Below are 26069 nucleotides of genomic sequence, written 5' to 3'. Positions count from 1 at the left end.
GCAAGAGCTTTAGTAAATGAAAATGTAATTTGTCTATAAAGCTTTAGATACATTAACTAAATTTTGCAAAAACGATTATGTAATTCAACCAATGACTTCACTACATCGTTCTTTTATTATGAAAAACAAATAACATCTAGTGTTAGATTTTTTTACATAAGAGGAGGAGAGGTCACTTGACAAATCAAAATGGAGGAACTCATCTTTTTTCACTTGGTTTGCAGCATGTACTGGCGATGTATGCAGGCGCCATTGTTGTTCCTCTTGTTGTCGGAGGAGCGTTAAACCTTTCGACGCAGGAGCTGTCATATCTAGTTGCGATTGATTTATTGACATGCGGAATCGCCACCCTGCTGCAGGCGTTCAAAACAAAATATTTCGGCATTGGTTTACCTGTCATATTAGGTGCTTCATTTGTTGCTGTTACACCGATGATCGGGATAGGAAAAGAGTACGGCATCAATGCAATCTATGGATCGATCATTGCCGCAGGAATATTCATTATTCTTTTTGCTCCGCTCTTTGGCAAAATAACAAGATTATTGTTCCCGCCGGTCGTGACAGGTACAGTTGTCACCCTTATAGGACTGTCCTTAATACCGGTCGGGATTAAAAACATGGCGGGCGGTGCAGGAAGTCCGAAATTTGGCGATCCGGAAAATTTGCTCCTTTCATTTGGGGTTTTTCTTTTGATTTTGTTTATGAATCGATTTTTCACAGGCTTTTTTCGGGCAATCTCTGTGCTTATCGGGATTATCGCGGGTACGGTCGCCGCGGCTTTTATGGGAGAGGTTGATGTGAAAGAAGTAATGCAAGCTTCATGGATTCATTCTCCGAAATTTTTGTATTTCGGTACACCTACTTTTGAGCTTGTGCCGATCTTAACAATGACATTAGTGGGCATTGTCATCATGATTGAATCGACTGGCGCCTTTTTAGCCCTAAGCAAAATTTGCGGAAAAGATCTTAGCGACCAAGATCTTGCGCGCGGATATCGTGCCGAAGGATTGGCTTTCATCATCGGCGGTTGTTTGAACGCTTTCCCGTACAACACGTTCGCTCAAAACGTCGGACTTGTGCAGCTGACAAATATAAAAACGAGAAGTGTTGCGATCGTTGCCGGCTTTATACTTGTCACCCTTGGATTTATTCCGAAAATTGCTGCTTTTGCCACGATGATCCCAACATCTGTATTAGGGGGAGCAATGGTGATCATGTTTGGCATGGTCGTTGCTTCAGGCATTAAAATGTTAAGCACTGTTGATTTTCAACAGCAAAGCAATTTGTTAGTAATTGCCTGCTCCATTTCCCTCGGATTGGGTTCCACAGTTGTTCCTGATTTGTTTGCACAGCTGCCGCCTATGCTGCGAATTCTTTTTAGTGATGGGATTATAACAGGCAGTCTTACAGCCATCTTTTTAAACTTATTTTTTCACCATTTCTCACTGAAAAAATCTTCTGCTGCCGAACAGTTAAAACCGACAACGATCAAATTTTAAAAACGAAAGGAGAAAGCCGAATGGACATAGAACAAGTTAACCAACTCAGTGCGGCTGAATTTATTGAGAAGCTAGGCGGGATATTTGAAGATTCAACATGGGTGTCAGAAAAAGCAGAAAAATTCCGCCCGTTTTCTTCCGTGCAATCGCTTTTTTCCAAAATGGCTGAGATCGTGGATCAAGCTGACGAACACGAAAAATTGGCGCTTATTCGCAATCACCCTGCTTTAGGCGCAAGAACAAAAATGACCCGATTTTCGCAAACAGAACAACAAAAAGCGGGGCTGCAAAAACTGACAGATGAAGAATTCGATCGATTGTTAAAATTAAACGAAACGTATATGGAAAAATTTCAATTCCCGTTTATTTTGGCTGTGCGCGGCAAAACAAAGCAGGAAATATTTGCATCGATTGAACAGCGAATCAAAAACAATGCGGAAGCAGAGATAGAGCAAGCAATAGCAGAAATTAAAAAAATTGCCTATTTTCGACTGAAGGATATAGTGAAAGAAGAGAGAAACCTATGCTGACACGTACATTCCATTTTGATAGAACAAATTGACTTTCGTTATTTTTGATCTTTTGCACAGTACGAAGCCATATTCTTTTTAAGCGCCATAAATGGCGGTACAACTGAATCTGCTGAGAAATAATAACCAAAGAAATTACACGCTTGTTAAATAGTGAAAGAAAGCCGTGATTCAAATGCCATGCCCCGTCAGACAAGCGCTTCCAAAGTAACAAAACGGGCTTCCAAAATGAAAAACGAGGCAAATAAAAAGGTCAATAAGGAGATGGAATATGAAAGGATTAACAACACATATTTTAGATTTAACTCACGGTACGCCTGCACAAAACGTCAAAATCGAGCTGTTTTCTGTTACAGATCAAAACGAAACGGAAAAACAGCTGCTCAAAACCGCATTCACAAACGAAAACGGTCGGGTTGACGAACCGCTCATCACTGAGCAGCAATTAACACCGGGAACTTATGAACTTCTGTTTTACATTGGAGATTATTTTAAAAACAAAGGTTTATCCTTGAAGGAGCCGCTGTTTCTTAATCACGTCGTCGTCCGCTTCGGCATTTCTGATGCAAATGCCCATTATCATGTTCCATTGCTTATTTCACCGTGGGGGTATCAAGTGTATCGGGGAAGTTAATCGGATACAAATACTTTCTTCAACAACGTCATGAAAAAACGGGGCCTTCCAAAAGTCAGCGTTACTGACTTTTGGGAGACCCCCTTTATTTAAAAAAGCAAAAAAAATCGTCCCTTCTAGTAAAAGAAAGTTGCCTCACAATATTTCAGAAAGGACGATTTTATGAGCAACAATTGGAAGCTGGAGCGAAACAAAAGAAAAACAATCAATACAGATAAAGATGAGAACCAAACCTAGAGGAAGCCGCTAAGAAATTAGAAGAAAAAGTGGAAAAGTTATCAGAAGAAATCGAAAAGGAAACAGATACAAACATACATAAGGACAAGCAACATAAGCGCAGTCAATGAAAGAAATTTGTGAAGCAAATTCGAGAAGATTTTATCCTACGGCAGGTTAAATACAAGGAACAAAAAGAAATCTTTGGCAACCGTAACAGCTATTCTAAAACGGATAAAGACGCAACCTTCATGCGCATGAAAGAAAACCGTATGAAAACGGAACTCATCAATATATATTCAAATTTACTATTTACGTTCATCTCCTCTATAAAATACATCAGGCTATCAGCAAACAGGCTTACGCCCATAATAATGCGGTTCGCTACTTTTATTTTACATTCAACAAACACTTTGGATATGAGGATAAATTTTTTAATATTGTAAAAATGGAAAAAAGACTAGTAAATGTGTTAATATTTTAAAAAATCAGAAATAAGGAGGATTTTAAAATGTTTAAGAAAATAGGTTATTGTAATTGCATTTTTATTTTCCCTAAATTTTACTAGAGTAGAATTTGCTGCAGAAAACGATGCAAATGTTAATGAAGAAAGTCTTACACAAGAAGAATTAAACTATCTGTAAATGAAGTTGGCAACACTCAAGAAGAAGCTGATGCTCTGCCCATTGAAGTTGCTAGACAATTAATTGAAGAGGAAGCTAAAGTTATAGATTCTGGACCAGAAATTATTACTATATATGAACCAAAAGATGTTAAACCAGGACAAATTAGTACTATGGGAACTATTGCTTCTTCAACTTTAAAATTAGGTGGAACAGTATATAAAGTAACTAGTGATCGTTCAAAAGAAGATAAATTTTATATATATGGTAACTTTCAATGGTTAAAAACACCTTCTTTTCATTTAGTTGATAAAATGACTATTGGTTTCCCTTCAAATTCAGGATTATATCTACCAACTAGCGGAGGAACAGTAAAACAGCACCAACATAGATATTCTCAAGATCCTCAAGGAAATGGACGTTCGATTGATTATTCAATTAAGTATTCTCCGAGTAATTGGGAGCCAAGTGCTGGTGTGGCTGGCTCATATGATTTAAAACCTTCTACTAGTCATACAAAACACAAAGGGTACATTGGTCAATATGTATATGTTCCTAAATCAAAAAATGCTAAAAATGGAATATGGTCATCAAAGAATTGCTGGAACACCTAGTATATCAGTTTATCCAGCAGGTTTATCAATCACGTCAACTCCAAAAACAGATACAAAATCATACGCATTAACTTTATCTTATTAATCTAGTTGGAGTGGTAAGTCTATGATACAAACGATTGCCAACTTTATTCTTATTCTAGTTGTATCGGTCATTTTATTTTATATACTTAATTATGATACTTCTTTAGATAGTGAATTAATACTATCTCTTTTAATTATCATTTCTCTACAAACATCATTGATATTAGCTATTTTATTAAAAAGAAAATAACTTTCTTAAAGGGATTGTCCAAACATCATTGATATTAGCTATTTTATTAAAAAGAAAATAACTTTCTTAAAGGGATTGTCCAAAAGTTGAACTGTCCCCTGTCAAGCAGACAGTGGAAATCATAAATTGCTTTAAACGGCTTGAGCTCTAAATTCTAATGGGCTTAAGCCGTTTAATTTTTCTTGATCGCGTTTGTTATTATAAAACTCTTAATCGCTTGTTGTAACGCTTTAAACGTTTCATATCGTTTCAGATCATACCTTTCACACGTTCAGGTTGCCCAAAAAGATTCCATTGGGGCGTTTTCCATGCAGCGTCCCACTCTTGACATACTATGTGTTCGCTTTGCTTCGATTATTCGCTTCTTAAGCCCATGAGATGTACTATAAATCAAAAGTTGTTTATGTTCTTTTAAACTTGTGATAGATTAAGTCCTGAATGTTGTGTAAAAAAGCAGCGGTGATGTGATTTGCCAGGAATCTAGGGCAGGGTTGGACTTGACCCTTGCGATAGCGTGATCAACTGTTTGAAACACAAGTTGATGATTGTTCGAATGCCCTAATACATAACTATACAGATCTAGAATTGCACTCAAATACGCTTTTTTACCGTTTCCTATCTTGAATTCCGTGACATCCGTCAGCCATTTTTCATTTGGCTTACTTGCTGTAAATTTGCGATTTAATACATTCTCAGCCACATGCACCGCTGATGATGAAACGTAACGGTTCTTTTTACAACGAATTACAGATTGAATACCGGTTGTTTTCATCAGGCATATATTTGTTTATGGGTCACTTATTTTCGATGTATGACGAATTTCATTCGGCGATAGCCATAAATTTTTAACGCTGCAGACAAGGAAACAAGCCGAAAAACGCTAAAATCTATAATTTCTTTCAACTGATCATGTTAAAAAAATCGCCGAACTGCTCCGCCTTCTTAACATTTGCTGTCTAAGCGAGATGTTTCTTTTTCAGCAAGCTTTTGAACTGCTCTAATAATACCGGAGTAGCCTGTGCATCGGCAAAGATTTCCTGATAAACCGTCAACTATTTGCTGACTAGTTGGATTCGGATATTGATCCAAAATCGCTTTGACAGCCATAATCATTCCTGGGGTGCAATATCCGCATTGGAAACCTCCCTCTTCCAAAAACGCCTGCTGAATCGGATGAAGCCCTTTTTCCGCAAGTCCTTCAATTGTAACAATTTCTTTTTCATTTGCTTGATAAGCTCTAACTAAACAGGCATTCACTAGCCTGCCGTTCATGATGACAGAGCAGGCGCCGCAGCGGCCAATTCCGCAGGAAATCTTTGTGCCAGTCAGATGCAGCTGCTCTCTTAAAATGTCAACTAGCCGAGCGGCCGGATGAATCTCAAGCTCTTTCTTTTTGCCATTCACAAAAATCGACATGCGCATTCGTTCTTCAGACGGTAATTTTATGCTTGAGCTCATTTGCTTGTCAGCCATTTGCTCATCTCCGTTTCCATCATCTTATTGACGATTTCTTCCCTTGATACCGGTAGCTTATTCACCCAGATGCCAGTCGCATCATAAATGGCCATTGCGATGGCAGGGGCAACAGCAACCGTGCCAATTTCCCCGACGCCTCTTGGCCCATATTCATCCTCTTCGCACAACTCCTCGATTGCGGTGATGTCAATCGAAAGGGGGACATCTTTTATCGTCGGAATTAAATACGAATCAAAGTTTTCCGTTACATATGTTCCTTTTTCTATCAGCGCTTCTTCCGTTAATGTATAGCCTAACGCCATCACGGATCCGCCTTCAATTTGTCCCAAATATCCTTGCGGAAAAATAACAGGACCAGCGGCAACGGCTTGCTCTAAATGTTTTACACGAACAAATCCAGTTGCCAGATCTACTTCCACCTTAACGGCACAAGCTGCAAACGAATATAAAAAATGTCCGCCTGGTATGGAGCAAGGGGTTGCCGGAAAGTCAAATCGAGTTTCAATGATCAGCGGCTTGTCTATCGTTTGTTTTGCCAGTTCTTTGTATGAAATCAGCAGCTCATCTTGGTGCCAAACACCTTTTTCGCCTATTTTTAATTGACTGACTGGCACATCCGTACATTGCGAGGCTCTTTCCAACAGGCTGTTTTGAAACGGAGCTTTCATCCGTTGAATGGCTTGCCAAACCATGCTCGTACCCCTTGAAGCAGTTGATGAGCCTGAACGCGGGACTTTGTACGTATCGCCGATGACAATGTGTAAATCCTCTCGGGAGCAGCCTATTGCTCGAATGGCAATTTGTTCAATCACTGCGAGCAAGCCTTGGCCAAATTCTTCAAACCCAAAAGCAATTTCGATTTTTCCTTCCTCGTTCAATGAAATTCTCCCGCCAGCCGGATCTAAACGTCCATAGCCCAGCCCTCCGCCGTGCATGGTGATTGCCACCCCGACGCCTGTCTTAATCAAGCCGTTATGATCTTGTTTTCGGCAGCTGTTTAATAGTTTCGATTGGCTGATCTGTTTTAAAACTTGTTGAGCGCCGTCAGTTGGGGCGATTTTTTGCCCGACAGGACCGGGATCATGTGCCTGGCGCAGATTTTTTTGTCTGAGTTCAAGCGGACTCATTCCAAGCTTGACTGCCAAGCGATCGATTTGCCCTTCCAATGCGAAGGTTACTTGGTTTCCTCCAAAGCCTCTAAATTCACCGGCAACGCCGTTATTCGTAAAAACCGAATAGCCTTCAACTTGAATATTCGGGATCATGTATGGGCCTGTCGCATGTTCAACCGCAAAATCCAATACTGCGGGGCCTAACGTTGCATATGCGCCGGTATCCGCTATAATTCGCACTTGATGGGCGATGATTTTGCCGTTTTTTTTCGCACCTGTTTTCATTTTAATTTTCATCGGATGCCTTTTGATTCCTGACCGCACCGATTCCCTTCTCGTTTGATGAATTTTTACAGGAAATCCCGTTTTCAGCGCCAATAAGGCTCCGTACGGCTGGATGTTTAATTCGTCTTTTCCGCCAAAAGAGCCGCCAAGCGGGCTTGAGACGACGCGGATGTCTTCTTCCGGCATATTTAAAATGCGGGCTAATTGATAGCGGTCTTTATATCCATGCTGAGTGCCGGCATACACCGTCAAAGTGCCGTCTTTTTCCGGAACAAACACCCCGCCCTCTGTTTCCATGTACGCATGCATTTGCCTTGGAAGTTGATACGTTTCCTCTACAATACAGTCGCATGATTGAAATGCTTCTTCCACATTGCCGCTTTGATAAGATGCTTGGTGTAGGATATTCCCGTTCGGATGGAGCTGCGGAGAAGAAGGGAGCATAGCCTGTTCCGGATCATCAACAACCGGCAGCGGCTCATATTCCACTTCGATCAGCTGAAGCGCCGCTTCGGCGATTTCCTCTGTTTCCGCAGCAACAGCCGCGACAGCATCGCCGACAAAACGAACTTTATCTTTGCATAAAACAGGCTGATCAGGAAAGATTAAGCCAAACCCGTTTAAACCTGGAACATCCTTGCTTGTAATGACAGCCCGAACTCCCGGCAATTCCTCCGCTTTTTCCGTTGAGATCGAAACGATATTGGCATGCGGATATTCGCTTCGCAAAATTTTTGCAAACAGCATATTCGGAAACGAAAGATCTGTTAAAAACTTTAAATGTCCAGTTACTTTTTCTACTCCGTCCGGTCTGATGCACACTTGTTTCAATCTCAATCCCTTCCCTTCTTCATAATCCAAATTGAAAAAGCTCGTATCTGAATATATTAATCTTTCTCCTCTAATTTTTTTAGCTCTGCTATGACTATATTGGCGGCGACCCGCCTGCGGTAATCCGCTGAAAAAAAAGCATCGCCGACAGGTTGAAATTCAGAAAAGACCGCCTCATGTACCTTTTTTAGTAAAGCGGACTCAACCTTGCGTCCGGCCAGCAATTGCTCCGTTATTCTTAATCGCCTTGGACGATTCTCGCCTCCGCCTGCTGCCAACCGCGCAAAGTCAATTGTTCCGTTGTCATTTTGGCCGATTATCCCTGCAATGGTGACGACAGAGCCTGAAAACGCCTCTCTCCTCCCAATTTTTTGATAAAAATGGACATATGATGGCGGAGCTGAAATTTCCGGCACCACTATTTCCGTTATAAGATCATCCTTGAATTCTTCATTCAACCAATGATCTAAATCGATTTTTTTTATGTCGTCCCCATCAAAACATCCGATTTTCGCTTCCATCACTAACAGGGCGGGGATGGCATCACCAATTGTTGAGGCGACGTTTCCGCCGATCGTTCCAAGATTGCGCACGGCTGGTGCAGCAATGGTCTTGACAGCTTTGGTCAATAAAGGCCATTTCGCTTTTATAATGGGATGGCGGAGGCAGTCAGCCAATCGGATAAGCGCCCCCAAGTGAAGAAAGTTTTGGCCGCCATCTTCTTTTTCATATATCGCTTCTAAAATTTTTATGTTCTCAAGGCTGATTAAATGAGATGGCTGCGGTGCTCCTTTTTCCCATTTTGTTTGCCATAATGTTCCGCCGGCTATAAAGTGTGATTCTAATTGCAATAGCTGCCGCAATCGCCATGCTTCTCTTAAATCTGTTGGCATCCATATTTTTGAGGACAATGTTTTCAACTTCATCCCCCTTCCTTTGATAGTAAAATAACGTGCTTTTGCAACCATATTGCGATTAGAAACGGAAATGCCTTGTGGACGTCCGCATTTGACCGATTATGCACCATTATCGCCTGTCCGCTTCCTTAAATAGGGATAACAAAATCGGCGTACTCGGCAAGCGATCCAGCTTGGCAGCATCCTCATCAAACAACTTATTGCTGCGTATCAAGTTTCGTATTGAAAAATGAGATCGTTGATGATTTCCAGTTGAATAAACGGCTGTTTTGTGCAATTGCACCGCTTGCTCTGCTATCGACTTTTCCAAGCCGCCTTTAAAAGAACTCTAAAAAGGGGCTTGACAAGTTTAGATACAGCGTCGGTACATAACCATCGGTTCGTCTATTGGTCAAGTGACTTTGGCATTCCGATTAGCGCCTGGTTTTTTGTGAAATGTGATTGCGGCTTCATTATGCACGCACCTTCTGAGGAGATCGAAGCTTTGTCAATTGAATTAATTCTGCTAAAATGCTGATCGCGATTTCTTCAGGGCCTTCTGCCCCAATAGACAAGCCGACAGGTGAATGAACGTTTCGGGGAATTTCCTGATCTCCCAGCAAGCGTTTTGTCCGTTCTTTTGAACCGATGACCCCGATATATCGCAGGTTTTGCTGCAACAACAGCTTTAAAAGCTCTTGATCCTGTTGAAATTGGTGTGTCAGCAGCACAACAAAATCGCGGGGGGAAAAATATATTTTCGTTGCCGCTTCCCGCGGGAAAGCGATGATAAGCTGATCGGCATCAGGAAAACGGCATCTATTGCACAACGCTTCTCTCCAATCACTAACGATAACCGAAAAACCGGTCCGCGAAGCGAAATGCGACAGTGGTACAGCATCCGAACCGGCACCGAAAATAATCAATCTCGGTTTAGGCTCAAATCGCTGAACATAAACATATGAGGACAGTTCATTGACCCAAACTAATCCGCTTTTCTCTTGCGCAGCTATGGCATCGATTTGTTTCGGCACCGCACCAGCCCATTCCCCGAATGTTTCCGTGTCTTCTGTAAAAAATAAATAATTGCTTACGGAAAAATTTTTGCCGAGTTGTTTTACGATGAAAACGTCCTTGCCGTTTTGAAGCAAATCATGCAGCCGGGATAAATGCTTTCGCAAACGGTCATCGATGCACTCCAACAGGATGCGTATGACGCCGTTGCAGCCGGCGCCTTTTCCCCACGACAAGTCATCTTCGCTTTTCAAGTCATATACGATACATTGCGACTCGCCCTCAAGCAAAAGCTTCGCCCTTTCTTGCAGGTCATTTTCAAGGCAACCGCCGCTTATTACGCCGATTGTTTCCCCATCCTCCTGAATCAGCATTGCTGCTCCTTCTTTTCGGTAAGCGGAGCCTTCCACATCAATAATAGTGGCTAGCACAGCTTTTTTTGGCTCAGTTGTTGCAATCTTTAAAATTTCATGGATATAGTCCATAACAATTCCCCTTCTTATGAAAGAAAAGTAATGAGAATGATTGTTTTGTTCAAACGCAATCATCAGCTGTTTCTTTCTCTTTGCATGCACAATGCGTTGGCAATATACGCCACGTTTCTCCCCAGGCGACCGGCCATTTTTAATTCGTCATCAGACGGCTTTCGCGAACCATCAGGGCCGGCTAAAACTGTTGGTCCATACGGAGTTCCGCCAATGGGGGCGTCCGTTAAATATTCCGGATTTTGAGTATAAGGTAATCCGATAATGATCATTCCGAAATGGAGAAGCGGTACGATGGATGTTAAGATGGCCGCTTCATGCCCGGAATGAATGGAACCAGCGCTTGTAAAGATGCCCGCGGGCTTTCCCTCCAGTGCGCCTTCCACACAAAGGTCGCCGATAGTTTCTAAAAAATATTTAACTTGGGACGGCATCGATCCAAAATACGTCGGAAATCCCCATATCACTCCATCTGCCCAGTGAAAATCTTCTATTTCCGCTGTTTTAAATATTTTCTGCTTCTCGCTTTCACGCTCATAATTTTCTTTTCTTTTTCCAATTTGAAATGTTGCGGAAATGCCGTTTTTATCAATCATCAACGGATTTTCTCTAATAGCCGGAATTAGACGATCAGTAAATTCGGGAATTTTTACACATCGTACATCTGTTTTCTCAATCGCCTTTGCTCCTTCGCAAACTGATTGCGCCATTTGTCTTATATGTCCAAAAGCACTATAAAAAACAACTAAAATATTTGCCATAAAGCTTTCTGCTCCTAACCTATTAAAATTACATATAATAAAACGGTTTGAGTATTGCTATATTAGAATTGGAGGGAATAAAAGCCTTTTAAAATTACATATAAAAAACGGTTTCCATCGGATTGGTGTGAAGCAAAACTCTGCCCTTCTTTATCACATAGCGGCAATGGGGCTGAAGGCGAATCAAATCTATAGCATGATCAACCGGGAACGTAATGATATTTGCTTCATTTCCTACCTTTATTCCGTAATCGTTGATTTGCAGAGCTTTGGCTCCGTTTATCGATATCATGTTAATCAATTCCTCCAATTCCTTCATTCCCGTTAAATGACCTGCATGAGCAGCCATATGTGCAGCCTGCAATATATTCCCGTTACCTAACGGATAAAACGGGGTCATGATATCGTCATGGGCGATGCAAACATTGATATTTTTTTGCAGCATCTCTTTTATTCTCGTAATCCCTCGCCCTTTAGGATAGGAATCATATCTTCCTTGCATTGCCGTGTTGATCAGAGGACAAGCTACAATATGAATTTTGGAACTCGCAATCAAATCTAATAATTTGGCAGCATAATTATCCGGATAATAGGCCATTGCACAAGCATGACTTGCAGTCACTTTGTCTTCCAGTCCTGATGAAATCGCCAATGATGCAACTGTTTCAATAAACCTCGATTGCGGATCATCGATTTCGTCACAAAAGAAATGAAGAAATAGGCCGTATTTTTCAGCCAAAGAAAAGCAGAATTGAATGGATTCGATCCCTTCCTCCCTCGTTCTTTCCAAGTGAGGAACAGCACTGACCCCGTCAGCGCCCAGCTTGATTGCTTCAAGCATCCGTTCCTGATTTTCCGGACATGAGAGTAAACCATTTTGAGGAAAAGCAATGATTTGCAAATAGATGATGTCCTGTAAGTCTGATTTCAGCTTCAGCAATGTTTTTAAAGCAACGAGGCGTTCATCGGAAATATCCGCGATCGCTCTTACATATAAAACACCGAATTTCATCAATTGATTCAGCGCCTTCCTGGCTCGCCCGTAGACATCTTCCATCGTCAAAGTTTGCTTCCGTTCGTTCCATAATAAAATTCCTTCTAATATCGAGCCGCTTTGATTCCAGCTCGGCTCTCCGGCAGTAAATGCCGTATCAAGATGAATATGTGTTTCGACAAATGGCGGCATGGCTAAATCTCCACAGCCGTCTATCACTGTTTTTCCTTGCAGGGGATAAGGGGAAATTTCAGCAATGATCCCGTTTTGAATCCCGATAAAATGATGCCTTTCTTGATTGGGCAGTCTGATATTTTCTAATACAAGGTCATACATATTGTAAATTCCTTTCAAATTTTGCATATTGGCTTTCCGTCTCATGCTGATACATCAACAATTGGCGATCGTTCCAATGTTCAGCTTTTTTAGATTGATAGAGCAATTTTCCGTTTCGGAACACATATCTTTCAACAGGCAGATTCGTAAAGATGTCTTCTACTGATCTAGCTTTTAATAGAACGAAGCTTGCCTTCGCTCCGCATCTTACACCGTAATTTTTTAAATTTAATAATTTTGCCGGATATTCGGTAATCATCCGAACAACTTGGTTCAGTCCTTCATTGCTTCCTAAATGGGCAACATATGCAGTTAGCAAACCGATTTGCAGTAAATCCGCTTTCCCGAATGGATGAAATGGATCATGGACATTATCGGAAGCAGTTGCAAGCGTCGCTCCGCTTTGCAAAATTTCATGAATTCTTGTAACGCCGCGGCGGACAATCCCTTGATCAAATCGACCTTGCAAGTACATATTGGCACCCGGCAGCGTCACCGCTCCAATTTGTGCCGCCGCCATTCGTTCAATTAAAGAAAGAGCTTTTTCTTGTTCCATTGGCGCCAACGAACAAAGGTGGCCGGCTACAACGCGATTGTGATATTGCCGCTCCATTGTTTTTTGGATAATATAATCCAGTGTGCATACGTTCGGATCATCACTTTCATCTACATGCAAATCAATCGGTTTGTCGTACTTTTCCGCCAACGAAAACAAACCGTCAATTTGCTTCTCAGGGTTTTCAGCTAAATGAGGAGCTCCGCCAATTCCATCAGCCCCCATTTTGATCGCTTGTTCAATCCAATCCAGCTCTCGTTTCGAATCGTCGTCAGGCAGTAAAAACATTGGAATGACTTGAATCGTAATGTATTGTTTTAATTTTTCTTTTACGTTTAAAACAGCTGTCAACGCCCGGAACACGACGTCTTCCCCTAAAGGCAATTCAAAATTGACATGTGTGCGAATGGCTGTTGTACCATGGCTTAGTGCATTCAGTGCAGTTTTCATCGCCCGATACTCAATCTCTTCCACCGTGAAATGGGGAGATTGCTTCCGGTAATTTATTACTGCTTCTTGAAGCGTCCCGCTATCGTTCGGAACTTTCCTGAGAGAATAGGCTTTATCTAAATGCATATGAGCATCAACAAAGCCGGGCAACAACACATATCCTTGACAATCAATGAATGAATCGGAGGATGAGTTAAGGGCCTCTAAAGTTTTAAAGTCTTCGCGCTGAAGATAAGAAGGCTGCTTTGTGATTTTTTCATATCGATCATCGTTAATGATGATTTCAAAGAGAGAACCAGGATCTTCAAGCGGCAGACAAACATTCAGCAAATGCAGTTGACTCATAGCTTTCTCCCCTTTTTGCCCAACTTGCTCCGAGGCGCATTTTTAATTTTTCGCCAAAAACTCGTTTGTGTAGGCATTGGCGATATCTTCTTTCTTTTTAATTAAACCTAGTTCATAGAGTTGATTTTGCAAGGTGTTCCACCGTTCTTGAGACATATAGCCGAAGCCGTGGTCTTTCGCATCGTGCCCGAAAATTAAGTTCAGCTGCTGTTCAGCCCCATATTCGAGCGCCTCCATTGATAAATCAGGATTATATTCATGTATAAATGGATTTACTTCATCCGAATGATCTTTATAATACTCCCACCCTTTCGTTGTCGCTTCCATAAACCGTTTGACGAGTTCAGGTTTTTCTTTGACCATTTTTTCGGTTGTAAATATTACATTGCCATAAGGCTGGTAGCCGGAATCGTGAATCAGTAAATATTTCGTTTCGATTCCTTGCTGCTTTAAAGCGAAAGGCTCCGCCGTAATGTAGCATTGGGTAACTGACTCTTTATTCTCTATAAATGGAGTCAGCTGTCCGCTATATGCCATTTCTTTCGCATTGTCGAGCTGATAAGCCTTTTTTATATATGCCCAGTACCCTGTTCCAGGTGCCGTGTACACCGTTCGCCCATTCAAATCGGAAAAATCTTTAATATTTTGATCAGCATGGTACAACAACGCCTGCGGATTCACTTGAAAAATGGCTCCGATCGCCACAATGGGTATTCCTTTATCGCGAGCTAATAAAATATCGTCAGCTTGAGTGATTCCAAAATCGGCTTCCCCAGATGCCACTATTTGAATGGGGGAAACTTGCGGCCCGCCTGGCTCTATTGTCATATCAATGCCTGCTTCTTTATAAAAGCCTTTCATCAAAGCTGCATAGTTGCCTCCATGTTCCGGTTCGGCAAACCAGTTCGTGACTTGCTTCACTTTTTCCAATTTTTCTGAGTCCTCTTTGACTTCTTCGTTATTAGTTGAAGCTGATTGGCTGCCGCATCCAGCTAAAAGAACGAGTAGAAATAAAATGAAGATTTTTGTATATCCCTTCCCTTTTGCCTGCATACGAATCCTCCTACTATTTTTGATATTTTTCTAGTTACATTTCTGCTTCATGCCAAGAACCTAGTGCCGATAATAAGAACTTTTTTCGGTATATTTCAGCCGTTTCAATTCATTTTCCCATCGTTACACTTGTGCATAAGAGGTGACGTCCGTTATTTTTCCTGGATTCAGCAAATGAAACGGATCATTTTTTTGCTTGATTTTTATGATTTCATCCATTCGTAAACTCCAACCGCCGAATCCCAACAAATAAGTATGCGGATCATGCACTTTAGCTCCTATATTCAGGAAAAATTGTATGATTTCATACAGCCGTTTCTCGCTTGTAAAGCGAACGACCGGCAAGGCCGTTGGAATAATTGCTCCGTTTCTTTTTATAAATTCAAAATGAAGAAGAACTTCTTCACCAAATTCCTTTTTTAACAAATGGACTTGATGATAAAGGTGTTGAATATCAAACTCAACTTGCAAGTAAGTAATATTGTCTTCATTTTTGCAGGCCCACAGCGTGGAGTGGTTCCAAGTAAAATCCGAAAGGCGGACCCCTTTTCGATACTGCTTGGCAGGAATGGTATGTGCCAATATTCCTTTATGTTCGGCAACGAGTTCGACAAATTCACTTTTTGCTTTTTCATCGACCTCAATCATCGTTAACGTTTTTTCAGGCAAAATATATTGTTTTAAAGGAGCGAAATGCTTTGTCAAAGCTCCTTCACATACTGATAAGAGCCTTTTTTCCATAGTTTCTATGCCCGAAAATTGATGGGCGAAATTTATCGCTTCATCTAAATGGTCATGAAAAACCATTGCTTGCATCCAATCTGTTTTCTCCTCGATCGGCAATTGCAGCTCTGTCATGACACCTAAAGTTCCGTAATTGTGAATATATTGCTCGAGTTTATCGCCTGAAACAACAATTTTTCTCGGCTTTTCCTCAATTGTGTAAACCGAAGCGCTGTGCACATTGCCATCCCACAAATTGCCCCATGTAATGGAGCCGATTCCTCCCGATCCTCCCGCCACAAAACCGCCAATCGTTGCTTGAATATATGTGCTCGGCATAATTCGCAGCTCTTTTCCGTTTCGCTCTAATATCCGTTCAAGCTTGCCGATTCTTATTCCCGCTTGTACCGTTACAGCGTTTTCGCCGATTTCAAGTACTTGATGAAACCTCGTCATGTCGATCACAATACCGCCTTGAAGAGGTACGGCCTGACCATAATTTCCTGTTCCAGCACCTCTGACCGTAATCGGAATTTTTCTTTTTACGGCGAATGATATTAACGAAACTAATTCCTCTTCTGACTCCGGAAAGGCGATGCAATCGGCCAGTTTATCCTTTAGCTTTTGTGTGAGAATGGGTGAATACCAATAATAATCTTTAGAAAATTTTCCTCTTGAAGCTGCATCGAACAGAACTTTTTCCTTCCCTAAAAGCTGCTGTATTTCTTTTTTCCAAGCCATACTTCCACACCTCCAAAGTTTTCTTTATGTTTGAAACAATTGATCATCCTTTCTATGTCAAAGGACTGTACTGCTTTTCGGTAGAAATGTTGATGAGATCATCCATTTCGAATTCCGCCATTTCCCGCAAAACAACCGCCAGCTTTTCACCCAAACGGTTGGCGATGATTTCTCCCGTTTCTTTTGAAGCTTTTTTTGCATTTCCTAAAACCCCGGATTTCGAAATATCTTCCATCCTCCAAGCAACATAATGGCTGCCTTTTAATTGAAGATGCTTTGCGCTTTCCGGAAACTGGATGAACTCATCGGGACAAAGCTCTTTTTTCACCCAATCGGTTTTGAAGGAAAGAATGAAGGATGTTTCGATTTCTCCCCCGTGGATTCCGTATGCAGCCTCTTTTTCCTCAATGAGATCCTCTGAGACATTGAAGTCATAGCTGTTCAACCGGAAAGTCATCAAACCTGTTTCAATGCGGATATCGCGGGCAACGGAATTGAGTAAATCATGGTTTCCTCCATGTGAATTAAATAAGACGAATTTTCTAAATCCGCTTTTTTTCAGACTTGCGGCAATATCCTTGATCATTGCCTCTAAAGTGCTCCCAGATAATGAGATGGTTCCTGCATATCCGAGATGTTCGATGCTTTTGCTGTACGCAATTGGAGGCAAAATCCAAATATTATCTTCTTCTTTTAAATGTTTGCAAGCTGAATGCAAAATCCCCTCCGCTATTAAAGAATCAGTAAATACCGGTAAATGAGGCCCATGTTGTTCAACTGCGCCAACCGGCAAAATGATTAAAGCATTTTGCTTTGGCAATTCAGCAATTTCCTTACTCGTTAGTCTTGCAAAAAATTTCTGTTCAAATGCTTCTCCCCGGTAGCGAAATTCCATGCCGTTTCCCCTCCGAACAAATGATTACTTTTGTGAAAAAAGAAAAGCCGCAGGAAAAGAAAAACAATAAGTTTTTTCTTTCCTACGGCTTGTTTCCATCCCGTAAACAGGATCAAAACAATACCGAATAATCTATGGATAGCCTAAAGGACGGAAAACGTCCTTCAAGCTAACTCATTTTTTTTAAGAATAATTGTCATGCATGCTGAGCCAGTGGAAGGATCATAATCTTTTAAAACCGAAAAAACGTTTAGTCCGACAATTGTTTCCATTTTATATTTAAATCGCTTTTTAAATTCATCAATTAATAACGAATCTGCCCACATTGTCAAAGCTCCATCTACTTTTTCAAGAATTTGCAAAGCAGGATCCCGTTTATGCAACCCGAAAATTAAAATTTTTTCATCCGTTACTTCAACTCGCAGTTGAATCACACCTGTTTGAAAAATTTCTTTATTTACTTCGTTGTAAATTCTCGCAATATCTTTTTTTAATGATTGCCTCTGTTCTGTCAAAAGGCTTTTGTCTTTCAAAAAACCACCTCTTTTCTTAAAAATGATTTTACAATTTTTCAAAATGTTTGATTATTTCTTTGTTAAGTTTTTTTCCACATTTTTTTATTTTTGTCATAAATTCTTACACTTTTATTGAATTTACCTGCATACATTCTTAGAATGAATTTCAATACTTATAGCAAGGAGAAAGGAATATGAAGAGCCTGTTGATCAAAAACGCACAAATTATTACGATGAATCATGCGGATGAAATTTTCACGGGAGATATTTTCATCGAAAATGGCATCATAAGCAACATAGGGAAAAATCTTGCATGTGACGCCGATCAAATCATCAATGCAGAAAATCGGACCGTCATTCCGGGCTTCATTCAAACCCATGTTCACCTATGTCAGACACTTTTCCGCTCACGGGCGGATGACTTAGAATTGTTAGATTGGCTGAAAAAACGAATTTGGCCATTGGAAGCAGCACATGATGAGGAATCGATCTATTACTCTGCATTGCTCGGCATTGGAGAATTGATTGAAAGCGGGACCACAACGATTGTCGATATGGAAACCGTTCACCATACAGAAGCAGCGTTTCAAGCGATTGCAGGAAGCGGAATCAGAGCTTTATCAGGCAAGGTGATGATGGATCGTGGCGACGATGTGCCAATGGAGCTTCGCGAAAAAACAGCTGATTCTCTCCAAGAAAGCGTTGATTTGCTTGAAAAATGGCATATGTTTGCAAACGGAAGAATTCAATATGCCTTTTCTCCCCGATTTGTCCTTTCATGTACAGAAGAACTGTTAAAAGAAGTTCAACGGCTTTCTGAAATATATCAAGTAAAAGTTCATACTCATGCAGCGGAAAATCAGGAAGAAATCATGCTGGTTGAACAGCAGACAGGGATGCGAAATATCGAATATCTTGACTATCTTGGACTTGCCAATAAACGATTGATTTTGGCGCACTGCATCTGGCTGGATGAAAAAGAAAAGAAAATCATTAAAGACAGAGGAGTTAATGTTAGCCATTGCCCCGGGTCTAATTTAAAATTAGCTTCAGGAATTGCGGATATTCCCGGGCTGATGGAAATGGGAGTTTCGTTAAGCTTAGGCGCAGACGGAGCGCCTTGCAACAATAATTTAAATATGTTTCAGGAAATGAAGCTTGCTGCCCTCATCCAAAAGCCGAAGCACGGCCCTTCCGCAATGAAAGCAAAAGAGGTATTTAAAATGGCGACCATCGGCGGGGCAAAAGCGGTCGGATTGGAAAAAGAGATTGGCAGTATTGAAATCGGCAAAAAGGCAGATTTAGTGATTCTAAATTTACATCATTTTCATACTTTCCCTTCCTTTGAGGCTGATCCGATTTCGCGGATCGTTTATTCTGCTTCAAGGGATAATGTAGAAACAACCATTATAAATGGGGAGATTATAATGGAAAACAAAAAAATAAAAACACTCGACAAAGAAATTGTTTTAAGAGAAGCAGACCGCTCGATCAAAAGAATGCTCAAAAAAGAAAAAGCAGTTTTCCACTGAAATCCGAAAAAGGGGGTGTCTAATAAGTCGTTTTTACGGCTTATTGACGCCCCCATTAATGTGTTAGAAACGTTGATATATCGGTGTTTATGATTTTTTGTTTTCAATGGGGATTTGACTTTCTGGACAGCCCCACTCTCCCTATGACAATCTATTATGATTGTTTTGCAAAAGCTTCGCATAATATCGGCCATGAAAATTTTCCACCTCGATGCCTGCTTCAAAAAAGTCTGACAATCGTTCACTTGAAAGCAGCTCTTCTGTTCTTCCCTCAGCAAAAACCTTTCCTTCCTTTAATAACAGGGAATTGGTGAAGCAAGGCAAAATTTCTTCAACATGATGCGTCACGTACAGGATCGTTGGCGCATTGGGCCTTTTGGCAATTGTTTCAATCAGCCCTAAAAGCTCTTCTCTCGCCAATAGATCAAGACCATTGCACGGCTCATCTAAAATAAGGAGCTTCGGCTGAGGCATAAGCGCACGCAAAATCAGCACTTTTTGCTTTTCCCCTTGGGAAAGGCTGTCATATGTACGCCCGCTTAGTTTTTCCACCCCGAATAGCGTCATCAAAGACCGCATCTCTTCTAAATCGTGTTCATCCGGTGTTTCATATAAGCCGATTGACGCGAATTTTCCGCTCAAAATAACTTCTTCAACAAGATCATGTCCGTAAATTTTTTCTTGGAGCGATGAGCTGACAAGGCCGATTTTTTTTCGAACCTCGCGAAAATCTGCCTTTCCAAAAGTAAATCCAATGACGGAAACCGTTCCTTTTGAAGGAAACAAATAGCCGTTTAACAAATTGAGCAATGCTGTTTTCCCCGCTCCATTTCTTCCTAAAATACACCAATGCTCGCCTTCATCAACATTCCAATTTATATTCTCCAAAATATATTTTTTGTTGCGAATGAGCGAAACATTTTCAAGTGCAATCACCATACGCTTGCTCCTCTCCATACGTTACATTATAATTATTATTCCAAAAATTTCTGTTGAAGGGAAGAGAGGATCATTGAAAAATCTGATTTTTCCATCAAAAGTGTTTTCTTCTTTCTTCAGATTGGTTTAGTTCCATTAGGTATTTATGCGAGTGAAACATTTGTAAGATAAAACCGTAGAAATAATCAAAATGTTTTGTAAAGCGTAAGGGGGAACCATTGTGTCAACAGATACGATCGTTTTTTTAATCACTATGGGGTTCACACTTATCATACACGGGGGCCTGACGTATTTAGTCGTAAAGAAGCAAGATTACAGCTTAATATCGGGCTTCTACAACAGACCAGAAGAAGAACAGCAGCAATTAATTGAAAATGGTTATCCGCAGGCAATTGGTAGATTGCTGTTTTATACGTTCATCATTTTGTTCATTTCGGTCATTTTAGCACTTTTTCAAATCCCATATGGATTTGAAATAGGCATGCTGCTGTTTCTCATCGTACTGCTCGGCGGTTCGATCTATGTACAAAAATATGAACTAAAGCATAAACGGAAAAAATATTATTGGATTACCGGAATTGTTGCGGCTATTGTGATCACATTCGTTATCGTTTTAGGCTATTTGGGACTTAAGGAGCATGATGTGATCATAAATGACCGACAGTTGAAGGTAACGGGTTTATATGGGGTGGAATGGCCGATTGATGAGATTGACCGTGTGAAGCTGTTGGATGAACTTCCCGAGGTCGTTGCCAAAAGTAATGGCTTTGCGGCTTTTGATCGTTTGAAAGGATCTTTTCGGCTAAAAGAGCCATACGGTGGAGGAGGAAAATTGTTTGTTTACAAAGGGCGTGCACCGTATGTATATATCGAAAAAGATGATGATTATATCATTTTGAATCAAAAAGACAGGGACGAAACGCAAAAGCTGTATGACCAATTACTGGAAAAGATAAGCGAATGATAATAGTGCACATGGAACCCTGATCTATAAATATATAACTGGAAACTTTACAGCAATTCTCTTTTTCATGCCCGATATCCGAATATTCATTAACAGTGCATTGGAACATGTATTTAGAGGCTCCCCATTCAGGAAGCCTCTTAAATTTTCAATCATTGCTCAATCCTATCGGAAAACCTATTAATCTACTACTTTTAAAACAATTTGACCATCCTCTACTACCGCGATTTTTCGTTTCACTTCCAATCTTCCGTCATCACCGATTGATGGAATCTCGTATACGCGTTTGTCTTTTGGCAGATTATCCAGTCCATCTTGCATATGTTTGCGAATAGCTTCCGCATCGTCAACAGTTTTTGCCGCTTTCATCGCTTCAACGAAAATATACGTAGCGATATAGTTGAGCCCTGATTCAGAGCTAGGTTCATCTTTAAACTTTGCTCGATAGTTTTCGGCAAATGCCGGCGCTCCCGGATCATTAGATTTTACGAGCGGCAGCACTCCAACAGAACCTTCTAATACGTCATAGGAACCTGTTATTTTTTCCATAAAATCCAGTTTTGCCTGATCCATGATAATGAATCCGCCTTTAAATCCTAGCTCTCTAGCTTGCTTTGCCACTTTTGCGGTAGGTTCTGAAGCTCCGCCTATAAATAGAACATCCGGTTTTTCTTTAAGAGCATTTGTGACAATGGTGAAAAAGTCGGTTTCCTTTGAAAAATCAATGGATGAATGATATACAACCTTTCCGCCCTTCTTTTCCCATTGTGGAAGCAAAGTTTTTGCCCAGTCTTTCCCATATTGTGTAGACGGCGGAAGAGCGGCTAATTTTTTGCCAAACCGTTTCATAGCATAATCTGTAAAAGGTTCCACGTAGCCGTCATAACGCGGCGGTATGCCGATCGTAAGGGAGTTCCCGGCATCAGTTACATCCGGTTCACTCGTATAGGCACCAATCAAAAACTTTTCAGTCTCATTAAATACTTGAAGCGCCATCACTCCACCGCTGTGCGGCGTAAAAATAATAGGTGTTTTATATTCTTGAAGAAGCCGTTTGGCATTAGAGGCTGTTTCATTCGGCAAATATTTGTCGTCAAGAGGGACGATGTTTAATTTATAGGTTTTTCCATTTATTTCAAATCCTCCGTTGTTATTAATTTCTTCTGCGGCCATTTTTATGCCGTTCAGTGTCCGTTCTCCATATAAAGCAGCCGGTCCGCTTAAAGGACCGCTAAAGCCGATATTTACCGTTCCTTCTTCGCTTTTGCTTGATGATTCCTTCTGGCCGCCAGTAGATTGGCTTGTTTGAGAGCCCGCACAAGCTGCTAAACTAACCATCATTATGAGCAGAAGCCCCGCAGCAAAAAGACGTTTCATTTTTTTCATATTTTTTTCCCTCCGGTTTTATTTTCTTAATTTTCAATAAATTAAAAAATGATTTATGCACCGAGATATGCCTTCCTTACGTTGTCATCAGCAAACAATTCCTCTGATGAACCTTCGACGACAATGGAGCCATTTTCAAGTACATAGCCTTTATGTGCAATATGAAGCGCTGCATTAGCATTTTGCTCAGCAAGTAAAATCGTCGTTTCGGTCTTGTTAATCTGTTTGATCACTTCAAACATTTGGGCAACGATGATCGGTGCGAGCCCGATTGACGGTTCATCAAGGAGCATAAGCTTCGGTTTTGACATTAACGCTCTCCCAATCGCTAACATTTGCTGCTGTCCGCCGCTTAAAGAACCTGCCAAATCGTTTCGTTTTTCTTTTAAAATCGGAAACAACTCATAAACTTCGTGTAATGTGTTTTCAATCTCTTTTTTTTGTTTGCGGTGAATAAACGCGCCCATCATAAGATTTTCGTATACGGTCATTCTTGGAAATAATTTGCGGCCTTCCGCACATTGAACAATGCCTGTTTTGACAATCTGAGCCGGGGAGCTTTGATCAATTCTCTTTCCTTCAAACATAATTTCTCCTTCTGTACACTTGTGTAAGCCCCCGATCGTTTTGAAAACTGTGCTTTTGCCGGCACCATTAGAACCCAATAAAACTACAATCTCACCTTTGCCCACTTCGATGTCGACATTTCTAACAGCCTTATATGCTCCGTACTGAACGGAAACACCCTTTAGTTTAAGCAATGGCACTCCCTCCAAGATAAGCCTTAATGACTGTTTCATTATTTTGTATTTCTTCAGGTGTTCCTTCTGCAATTTTTTTCCCATGATTCAGAACCATTATTTTATGAGCCAAATTCATCACCATTTTCATTTTGTGTTCGATCAAACAAACGGTAATGTTATGTTGAACGATTTTTTCGATTAAGTTTGCCAGCCCCTCCGTTTCTTCCGGATTGATGCCGGCAGCAGGCTCATCTAGAAAAATGATTTCCGGCTCTGTTGCAAGTGCAAGCGCGATCGCCACTCTTTTTTTCTCTTCCTGCGAAATGTTGGCGACGATCTTATTTTCCATATTGGTTAATCCGACAAACTTTAAAACTTCGAACGCTTTTTCCTTCGATTGTTCCTCCTCCCTCTTTAACCGCTTTGTAAGAAATAACGCATCAATCAGATTGGATTTTGTTCGCAAACGAAACCCGATCAAAACGTTATCCAATACATTTGCCTGTTCAAAAAGATGGGTTGTTTGAAACGTACGGGCAATTCCAAGCTTGGCAATTTTGTTGGGAGGAAGACGAGTAATGTCCTGCCCTTTAAACATCACTTGTCCTGAGCTCGGCGGATAAAAACCGCTGATCAAGTTGAAGAAAGTCGATTTGCCTGCGCCGTTGGGACCAATGATCGCATTGATTTTTCCTTTTTCAACCGAAAAATTCACATGATCTACAGCTACAAGACCACCAAATTGTTTCGTTAGCTGGCGGGTTTCCAAAAACAATGTTATCCCTCCTCCGCTCTTTGTGTGGCTGACTTAGCAGACATTGAAAGACGCTTCTTTTTTTCTTGCATTTTCATTTTCCAACTGAAAATTCCACCGACAATGCCTTTCGGATAGAAAATAATTAACAAGGTTAATAAAGGGCCAAAAATTAGCATTCTATAATCTTGAAGAAATTGGAGCTGCTGAGAAATCCAAACAATTAACAGCGTTCCAACAATCGGACCGGAAAGAGTTCCAATTCCGCCGACAAGAAGAAAGATTAAAAAATCAAATGTCATCGTTATATAACTTATATCTGGACCGAGAAAACGAATAAAGGATGCATACAAAATTCCCGACAATGCAGCAAAAAAAGTTGAAAGGACAAAGGAAACCAATTTATTTTTCATTGTGGATATTCCGATCGTTCGGGCCAGCTCTTCACTGTTTCGAATGGCGATCAACGTTCTTCCTGTCAGCGAATGAACAATCCGGTACATCATGAAAATAGCAGCAAGCAGGAAAAATAAGTTAAAATAATATTGACTGACGGGTGAACGGAACGAGATAGGGCCAAGATCAGGCGGAACAGGAATCCCAATCAGACCTCTCACTCCGCCTGTTAAACTTTCCCATTTATCAATCACGAGATAAATTATATAGCCAACACATAGCGTATAAATGGCAAAAAAGTGTTCTTTTGTTTGTAAGGCAACAAGGCCGATGACCAACCCGATGATGCATGTGATCGCACATGCAAGAAAAAAGGCCAGCCAATAATGAATCTCGAATTTTACCGTTAATATCCCCAGCGAGTAAGCTCCGATAGCAAAAAAGCCTGCGTGCGCCAAAGACAAATATCCCGTATAGCCAGCTATTAAATTTAAGCCGTACACTCCGATCATCCAAATAAATGACAGCGTCATGATATGGAAAAAATAATCATTTTGAATGATGAACGGAAGCAAAAGGGCAAGGAGGACAATGCTCAATACAACAGCTTTTTGTTTGAAACGAGCTGTCATGAATGTCCCCCCTTTGCGAATAATCCGGTCGGCTTAAATGTTAAGATGAGAACGAGGAGAATAAAAGCAAAAATATCTTTATAATCGTTCGATATATATGTTGCCCCTAAGCTTTCAGCAAACCCTAAAATGTATCCGCCAATAATCGCTCCCGGGATGCTCCCCATCCCTCCAATAATAATAATGACGAACGCTTTTAAGATCACAAGATGGCCCATCCCCGGAAAGACAAGATTGATAGGGGATGACAAAGAAGCTGCAATCGCAGCAAGCGCTCCGGAAATCATAAAAGTAAGCATTGCCATTTTGTTTGTATTGATGCCGACTAAATGAGCACCCTCTCGGTTTTGGGACATCGCAATAATAGCAGATCCAATGAACGTTTTTTTCAGGAATAAAAACAGTAATATCATCACGACAACGGTAGAGATAATAATAAGAAGCCTTTGCATGGTGAACGTTAACCCCATTACGGAGACCACCTGACCATATGGGGTCGGCATTGTTTGATAGTCAGCCCCCCAAACAAATTGGGCAAACGCCTCAAGAAACAGGAGAATTCCGATTGCGGCTATTTTATCCTGTATCGGCGGAGCATCTCTTAACGGATAAAAAATAAACCGCTCCATCAGCACTCCCATCAGTCCGACTATTACCATGGAAATCATGATGGCAATCCAATAATACAGCCCAAATTTCGTCATCATGGTTAATGTTATATATCCCCCCATCATATAAAGGGCTCCGTGGGCAAAGTTAGGGATATGCAAAATGCCGTATACAAGCGTTAATCCTAAAGCAACCAAACTGTAAACGCTTCCAACTGTTAGTCCATTAAAGATCTGCTGCGCAAAAATCTCCATCA

The 26069-nt window shown here is 40.9% G+C and carries 24 protein-coding genes and 2 pseudogenes; 6 read left to right on the top strand and 20 right to left on the bottom strand.

What is annotated here, in order from left to right:
* Positions 1-176 precede the first annotated feature (176 nt).
* The 4 genes from ACVIJU_RS08030 (at position 177) to ACVIJU_RS08015 (ending at position 4116) form a co-directional block, all read left to right on the top strand.
* Positions 177-1499, top strand: coding sequence for a nucleobase:cation symporter-2 family protein (locus ACVIJU_RS08030; protein ID WP_277986831.1), 1323 nt, complete (start codon positions 177-179; stop codon positions 1497-1499).
* A gap of 20 nt (positions 1500-1519) precedes the next feature.
* Positions 1520-2029, top strand: coding sequence for a 2-oxo-4-hydroxy-4-carboxy-5-ureidoimidazoline decarboxylase (gene uraD / locus ACVIJU_RS08025; protein ID WP_066246748.1), 510 nt, complete (start codon positions 1520-1522; stop codon positions 2027-2029).
* A 271-nt stretch (positions 2030-2300) separates the two neighbouring features.
* Positions 2301-2663, top strand: coding sequence for a hydroxyisourate hydrolase (gene uraH / locus ACVIJU_RS08020; protein ID WP_094245585.1), 363 nt, complete (start codon positions 2301-2303; stop codon positions 2661-2663).
* Positions 2664-3675: 1012 nt separating this feature from the next.
* Positions 3676-4116, top strand: coding sequence for a hypothetical protein (locus tag ACVIJU_RS08015; protein WP_117016829.1), 441 nt, complete (start codon positions 3676-3678; stop codon positions 4114-4116).
* A 405-nt stretch (positions 4117-4521) separates the two neighbouring features.
* Here ACVIJU_RS08015 and ACVIJU_RS08010 read toward each other — a convergent pair.
* The 14 genes and pseudogenes from ACVIJU_RS08010 to ACVIJU_RS07945 form a co-directional block, all read right to left on the bottom strand.
* A pseudogene (locus ACVIJU_RS08010) lies at positions 4522-4593 on the bottom strand (IS3 family transposase); the annotation flags it as partial.
* Positions 4594-4883: 290 nt separating this feature from the next.
* Positions 4884-5165 (bottom strand): annotated as a pseudogene (locus ACVIJU_RS08005) (IS3-like element ISEnfa5 family transposase); the annotation flags it as partial.
* 167 nt (positions 5166-5332) lie between these two features.
* Positions 5333-5863 carry a (2Fe-2S)-binding protein gene (locus tag ACVIJU_RS08000; protein ID WP_144597869.1) on the bottom strand — a complete coding sequence of 177 codons (531 nt, stop codon included), beginning with the start codon at positions 5861-5863 and terminating at the stop codon, positions 5333-5335.
* Positions 5845-8100, bottom strand: a complete 2256-nt coding sequence (gene pucD, locus ACVIJU_RS07995; RefSeq protein WP_456687449.1) for a xanthine dehydrogenase subunit D — start codon at positions 8098-8100, stop codon at positions 5845-5847. Before pucD ends, ACVIJU_RS08000 begins: the two co-directional genes overlap by 19 nt.
* A 50-nt stretch (positions 8101-8150) precedes the next feature.
* Positions 8151-9020 (bottom strand): FAD binding domain-containing protein, encoded by an 870-nt coding sequence (locus ACVIJU_RS07990; RefSeq protein WP_094245582.1) that lies wholly within the window; start codon positions 9018-9020, stop codon positions 8151-8153.
* 100 nt (positions 9021-9120) lie between these two features.
* Positions 9121-9321 (bottom strand): hypothetical protein, encoded by a 201-nt coding sequence (locus ACVIJU_RS07985; protein ID WP_094245581.1) that lies wholly within the window; start codon positions 9319-9321, stop codon positions 9121-9123.
* 142 nt (positions 9322-9463) lie between these two features.
* Positions 9464-10489, bottom strand: coding sequence for an XdhC family protein (locus ACVIJU_RS07980; RefSeq protein ID WP_094246485.1), 1026 nt, complete (start codon positions 10487-10489; stop codon positions 9464-9466).
* Positions 10490-10551: 62 nt separating this feature from the next.
* Complete coding sequence (gene wrbA, locus ACVIJU_RS07975; protein WP_456687448.1) at positions 10552-11250, bottom strand: NAD(P)H:quinone oxidoreductase; 699 nt, start codon at positions 11248-11250, stop codon at positions 10552-10554.
* A gap of 94 nt (positions 11251-11344) precedes the next feature.
* Entirely contained in the window at positions 11345-12580 is a 1236-nt protein-coding gene (locus ACVIJU_RS07970; RefSeq protein ID WP_456687447.1) for an amidohydrolase family protein, read from the bottom strand.
* The gene (locus tag ACVIJU_RS07965) at positions 12573-13931 is read right to left on the bottom strand and encodes an amidohydrolase family protein (RefSeq protein WP_456687446.1); all 1359 of its coding nucleotides are present in this window, start codon (positions 13929-13931) and stop codon (positions 12573-12575) included. The genes ACVIJU_RS07970 and ACVIJU_RS07965 overlap by 8 nt, the downstream gene beginning before the upstream one ends.
* Positions 13932-13973: 42 nt before the next feature.
* The gene (locus tag ACVIJU_RS07960) at positions 13974-14984 is read right to left on the bottom strand and encodes an ABC transporter substrate-binding protein (protein ID WP_063386891.1); all 1011 of its coding nucleotides are present in this window, start codon (positions 14982-14984) and stop codon (positions 13974-13976) included.
* A 123-nt stretch (positions 14985-15107) separates the two neighbouring features.
* Positions 15108-16448, bottom strand: coding sequence for an FAD-binding oxidoreductase (locus tag ACVIJU_RS07955; RefSeq protein WP_456687445.1), 1341 nt, complete (start codon positions 16446-16448; stop codon positions 15108-15110).
* A 52-nt stretch (positions 16449-16500) separates the two neighbouring features.
* Entirely contained in the window at positions 16501-17343 is an 843-nt protein-coding gene (locus ACVIJU_RS07950; protein ID WP_144597859.1) for a creatininase family protein, read from the bottom strand.
* Positions 17344-17507: 164 nt separating this feature from the next.
* Entirely contained in the window at positions 17508-17876 is a 369-nt protein-coding gene (locus ACVIJU_RS07945) for a Na-translocating system protein MpsC family protein (RefSeq protein WP_063386888.1), read from the bottom strand.
* Positions 17877-18052: 176 nt separating this feature from the next.
* Between ACVIJU_RS07945 and ACVIJU_RS07940 the strand changes: the two genes are divergently transcribed.
* Complete coding sequence (locus tag ACVIJU_RS07940) at positions 18053-19390, top strand: 5'-deoxyadenosine deaminase (RefSeq protein ID WP_063386887.1); 1338 nt, start codon at positions 18053-18055, stop codon at positions 19388-19390.
* A 141-nt stretch (positions 19391-19531) separates the two neighbouring features.
* On the opposite strand, the gene ACVIJU_RS07935 is transcribed toward ACVIJU_RS07940, so the two are convergent.
* Complete coding sequence (locus ACVIJU_RS07935) at positions 19532-20329, bottom strand: ABC transporter ATP-binding protein (RefSeq protein ID WP_066248677.1); 798 nt, start codon at positions 20327-20329, stop codon at positions 19532-19534.
* Positions 20330-20549: 220 nt separating this feature from the next.
* On the opposite strand from ACVIJU_RS07935, the gene ACVIJU_RS07930 reads away from it, so the two are divergent.
* Positions 20550-21293: a DUF3784 domain-containing protein gene (locus tag ACVIJU_RS07930; RefSeq protein ID WP_242009367.1), complete on the top strand. Its 744-nt coding sequence runs from the start codon at positions 20550-20552 to the stop codon at positions 21291-21293.
* Positions 21294-21473: 180 nt separating this feature from the next.
* On the opposite strand, the gene ACVIJU_RS07925 is transcribed toward ACVIJU_RS07930, so the two are convergent.
* Genes ACVIJU_RS07925 through ACVIJU_RS07905 form a run of 5 tightly spaced genes read right to left on the bottom strand, consistent with a single transcriptional unit; the run spans position 21474 to position 26067 of the window.
* Positions 21474-22679 carry an ABC transporter substrate-binding protein gene (locus ACVIJU_RS07925; RefSeq protein ID WP_340806663.1) on the bottom strand — a complete coding sequence of 402 codons (1206 nt, stop codon included), beginning with the start codon at positions 22677-22679 and terminating at the stop codon, positions 21474-21476.
* Positions 22680-22732: 53 nt separating this feature from the next.
* Positions 22733-23440 (bottom strand): ABC transporter ATP-binding protein, encoded by a 708-nt coding sequence (locus ACVIJU_RS07920; RefSeq protein WP_066248684.1) that lies wholly within the window; start codon positions 23438-23440, stop codon positions 22733-22735.
* Positions 23433-24197: an ABC transporter ATP-binding protein gene (locus ACVIJU_RS07915; RefSeq protein ID WP_063386883.1), complete on the bottom strand. Its 765-nt coding sequence runs from the start codon at positions 24195-24197 to the stop codon at positions 23433-23435. The genes ACVIJU_RS07920 and ACVIJU_RS07915 overlap by 8 nt, the downstream gene beginning before the upstream one ends.
* 2 nt (positions 24198-24199) lie before the next feature.
* Positions 24200-25204 (bottom strand): branched-chain amino acid ABC transporter permease, encoded by a 1005-nt coding sequence (locus ACVIJU_RS07910; RefSeq protein WP_340806668.1) that lies wholly within the window; start codon positions 25202-25204, stop codon positions 24200-24202.
* Positions 25201-26067, bottom strand: coding sequence for a branched-chain amino acid ABC transporter permease (locus ACVIJU_RS07905; RefSeq protein ID WP_063386881.1), 867 nt, complete (start codon positions 26065-26067; stop codon positions 25201-25203). The genes ACVIJU_RS07910 and ACVIJU_RS07905 overlap by 4 nt, the downstream gene beginning before the upstream one ends.
* Positions 26068-26069: the final 2 nt, after the last annotated feature.

Source organism: Aeribacillus sp. SP014, from assembly GCF_054055575.1.
This window is presented reverse-complemented; position numbering and strand designations above follow the sequence as displayed.

Excerpts from the sequence above, each read along its gene's own strand:
- ACVIJU_RS07955 (WP_456687445.1), bottom strand. The coding sequence starts at position 16,448 with ATGGCTTGGAAAAAAGAAATACAGCAGCTTTTAGGGAAGGAAAAAGTT.
- ACVIJU_RS07980 (WP_094246485.1), bottom strand. The coding sequence starts at position 10,489 with ATGGACTATATCCATGAAATTTTAAAGATTGCAACAACTGAGCCAAAA.
- ACVIJU_RS07940 (WP_063386887.1), top strand. The coding sequence starts at position 18,053 with ATGAAGAGCCTGTTGATCAAAAACGCACAAATTATTACGATGAATCAT.
- ACVIJU_RS07950 (WP_144597859.1), bottom strand. The coding sequence starts at position 17,343 with ATGGAATTTCGCTACCGGGGAGAAGCATTTGAACAGAAATTTTTTGCA.
- uraD (WP_066246748.1), top strand. The coding sequence starts at position 1,520 with ATGGACATAGAACAAGTTAACCAACTCAGTGCGGCTGAATTTATTGAG.
- ACVIJU_RS08015 (WP_117016829.1), top strand. The coding sequence starts at position 3,676 with ATGGGAACTATTGCTTCTTCAACTTTAAAATTAGGTGGAACAGTATAT.
- ACVIJU_RS07905 (WP_063386881.1), bottom strand. The coding sequence starts at position 26,067 with ATGGAGATTTTTGCGCAGCAGATCTTTAATGGACTAACAGTTGGAAGC.
- ACVIJU_RS07935 (WP_066248677.1), bottom strand. The coding sequence starts at position 20,329 with ATGGTGATTGCACTTGAAAATGTTTCGCTCATTCGCAACAAAAAATAT.
- uraH (WP_094245585.1), top strand. The coding sequence starts at position 2,301 with ATGAAAGGATTAACAACACATATTTTAGATTTAACTCACGGTACGCCT.
- ACVIJU_RS08000 (WP_144597869.1), bottom strand. The coding sequence starts at position 5,863 with ATGGCTGACAAGCAAATGAGCTCAAGCATAAAATTACCGTCTGAAGAA.
- ACVIJU_RS07970 (WP_456687447.1), bottom strand. The coding sequence starts at position 12,580 with ATGTATGACCTTGTATTAGAAAATATCAGACTGCCCAATCAAGAAAGG.
- ACVIJU_RS07965 (WP_456687446.1), bottom strand. The coding sequence starts at position 13,931 with ATGAGTCAACTGCATTTGCTGAATGTTTGTCTGCCGCTTGAAGATCCT.
- ACVIJU_RS07910 (WP_340806668.1), bottom strand. The coding sequence starts at position 25,204 with ATGACAGCTCGTTTCAAACAAAAAGCTGTTGTATTGAGCATTGTCCTC.
- ACVIJU_RS07925 (WP_340806663.1), bottom strand. The coding sequence starts at position 22,679 with ATGAAAAAAATGAAACGTCTTTTTGCTGCGGGGCTTCTGCTCATAATG.
- ACVIJU_RS07960 (WP_063386891.1), bottom strand. The coding sequence starts at position 14,984 with ATGCAGGCAAAAGGGAAGGGATATACAAAAATCTTCATTTTATTTCTA.
- ACVIJU_RS07990 (WP_094245582.1), bottom strand. The coding sequence starts at position 9,020 with ATGAAGTTGAAAACATTGTCCTCAAAAATATGGATGCCAACAGATTTA.
- wrbA (WP_456687448.1), bottom strand. The coding sequence starts at position 11,250 with ATGGCAAATATTTTAGTTGTTTTTTATAGTGCTTTTGGACATATAAGA.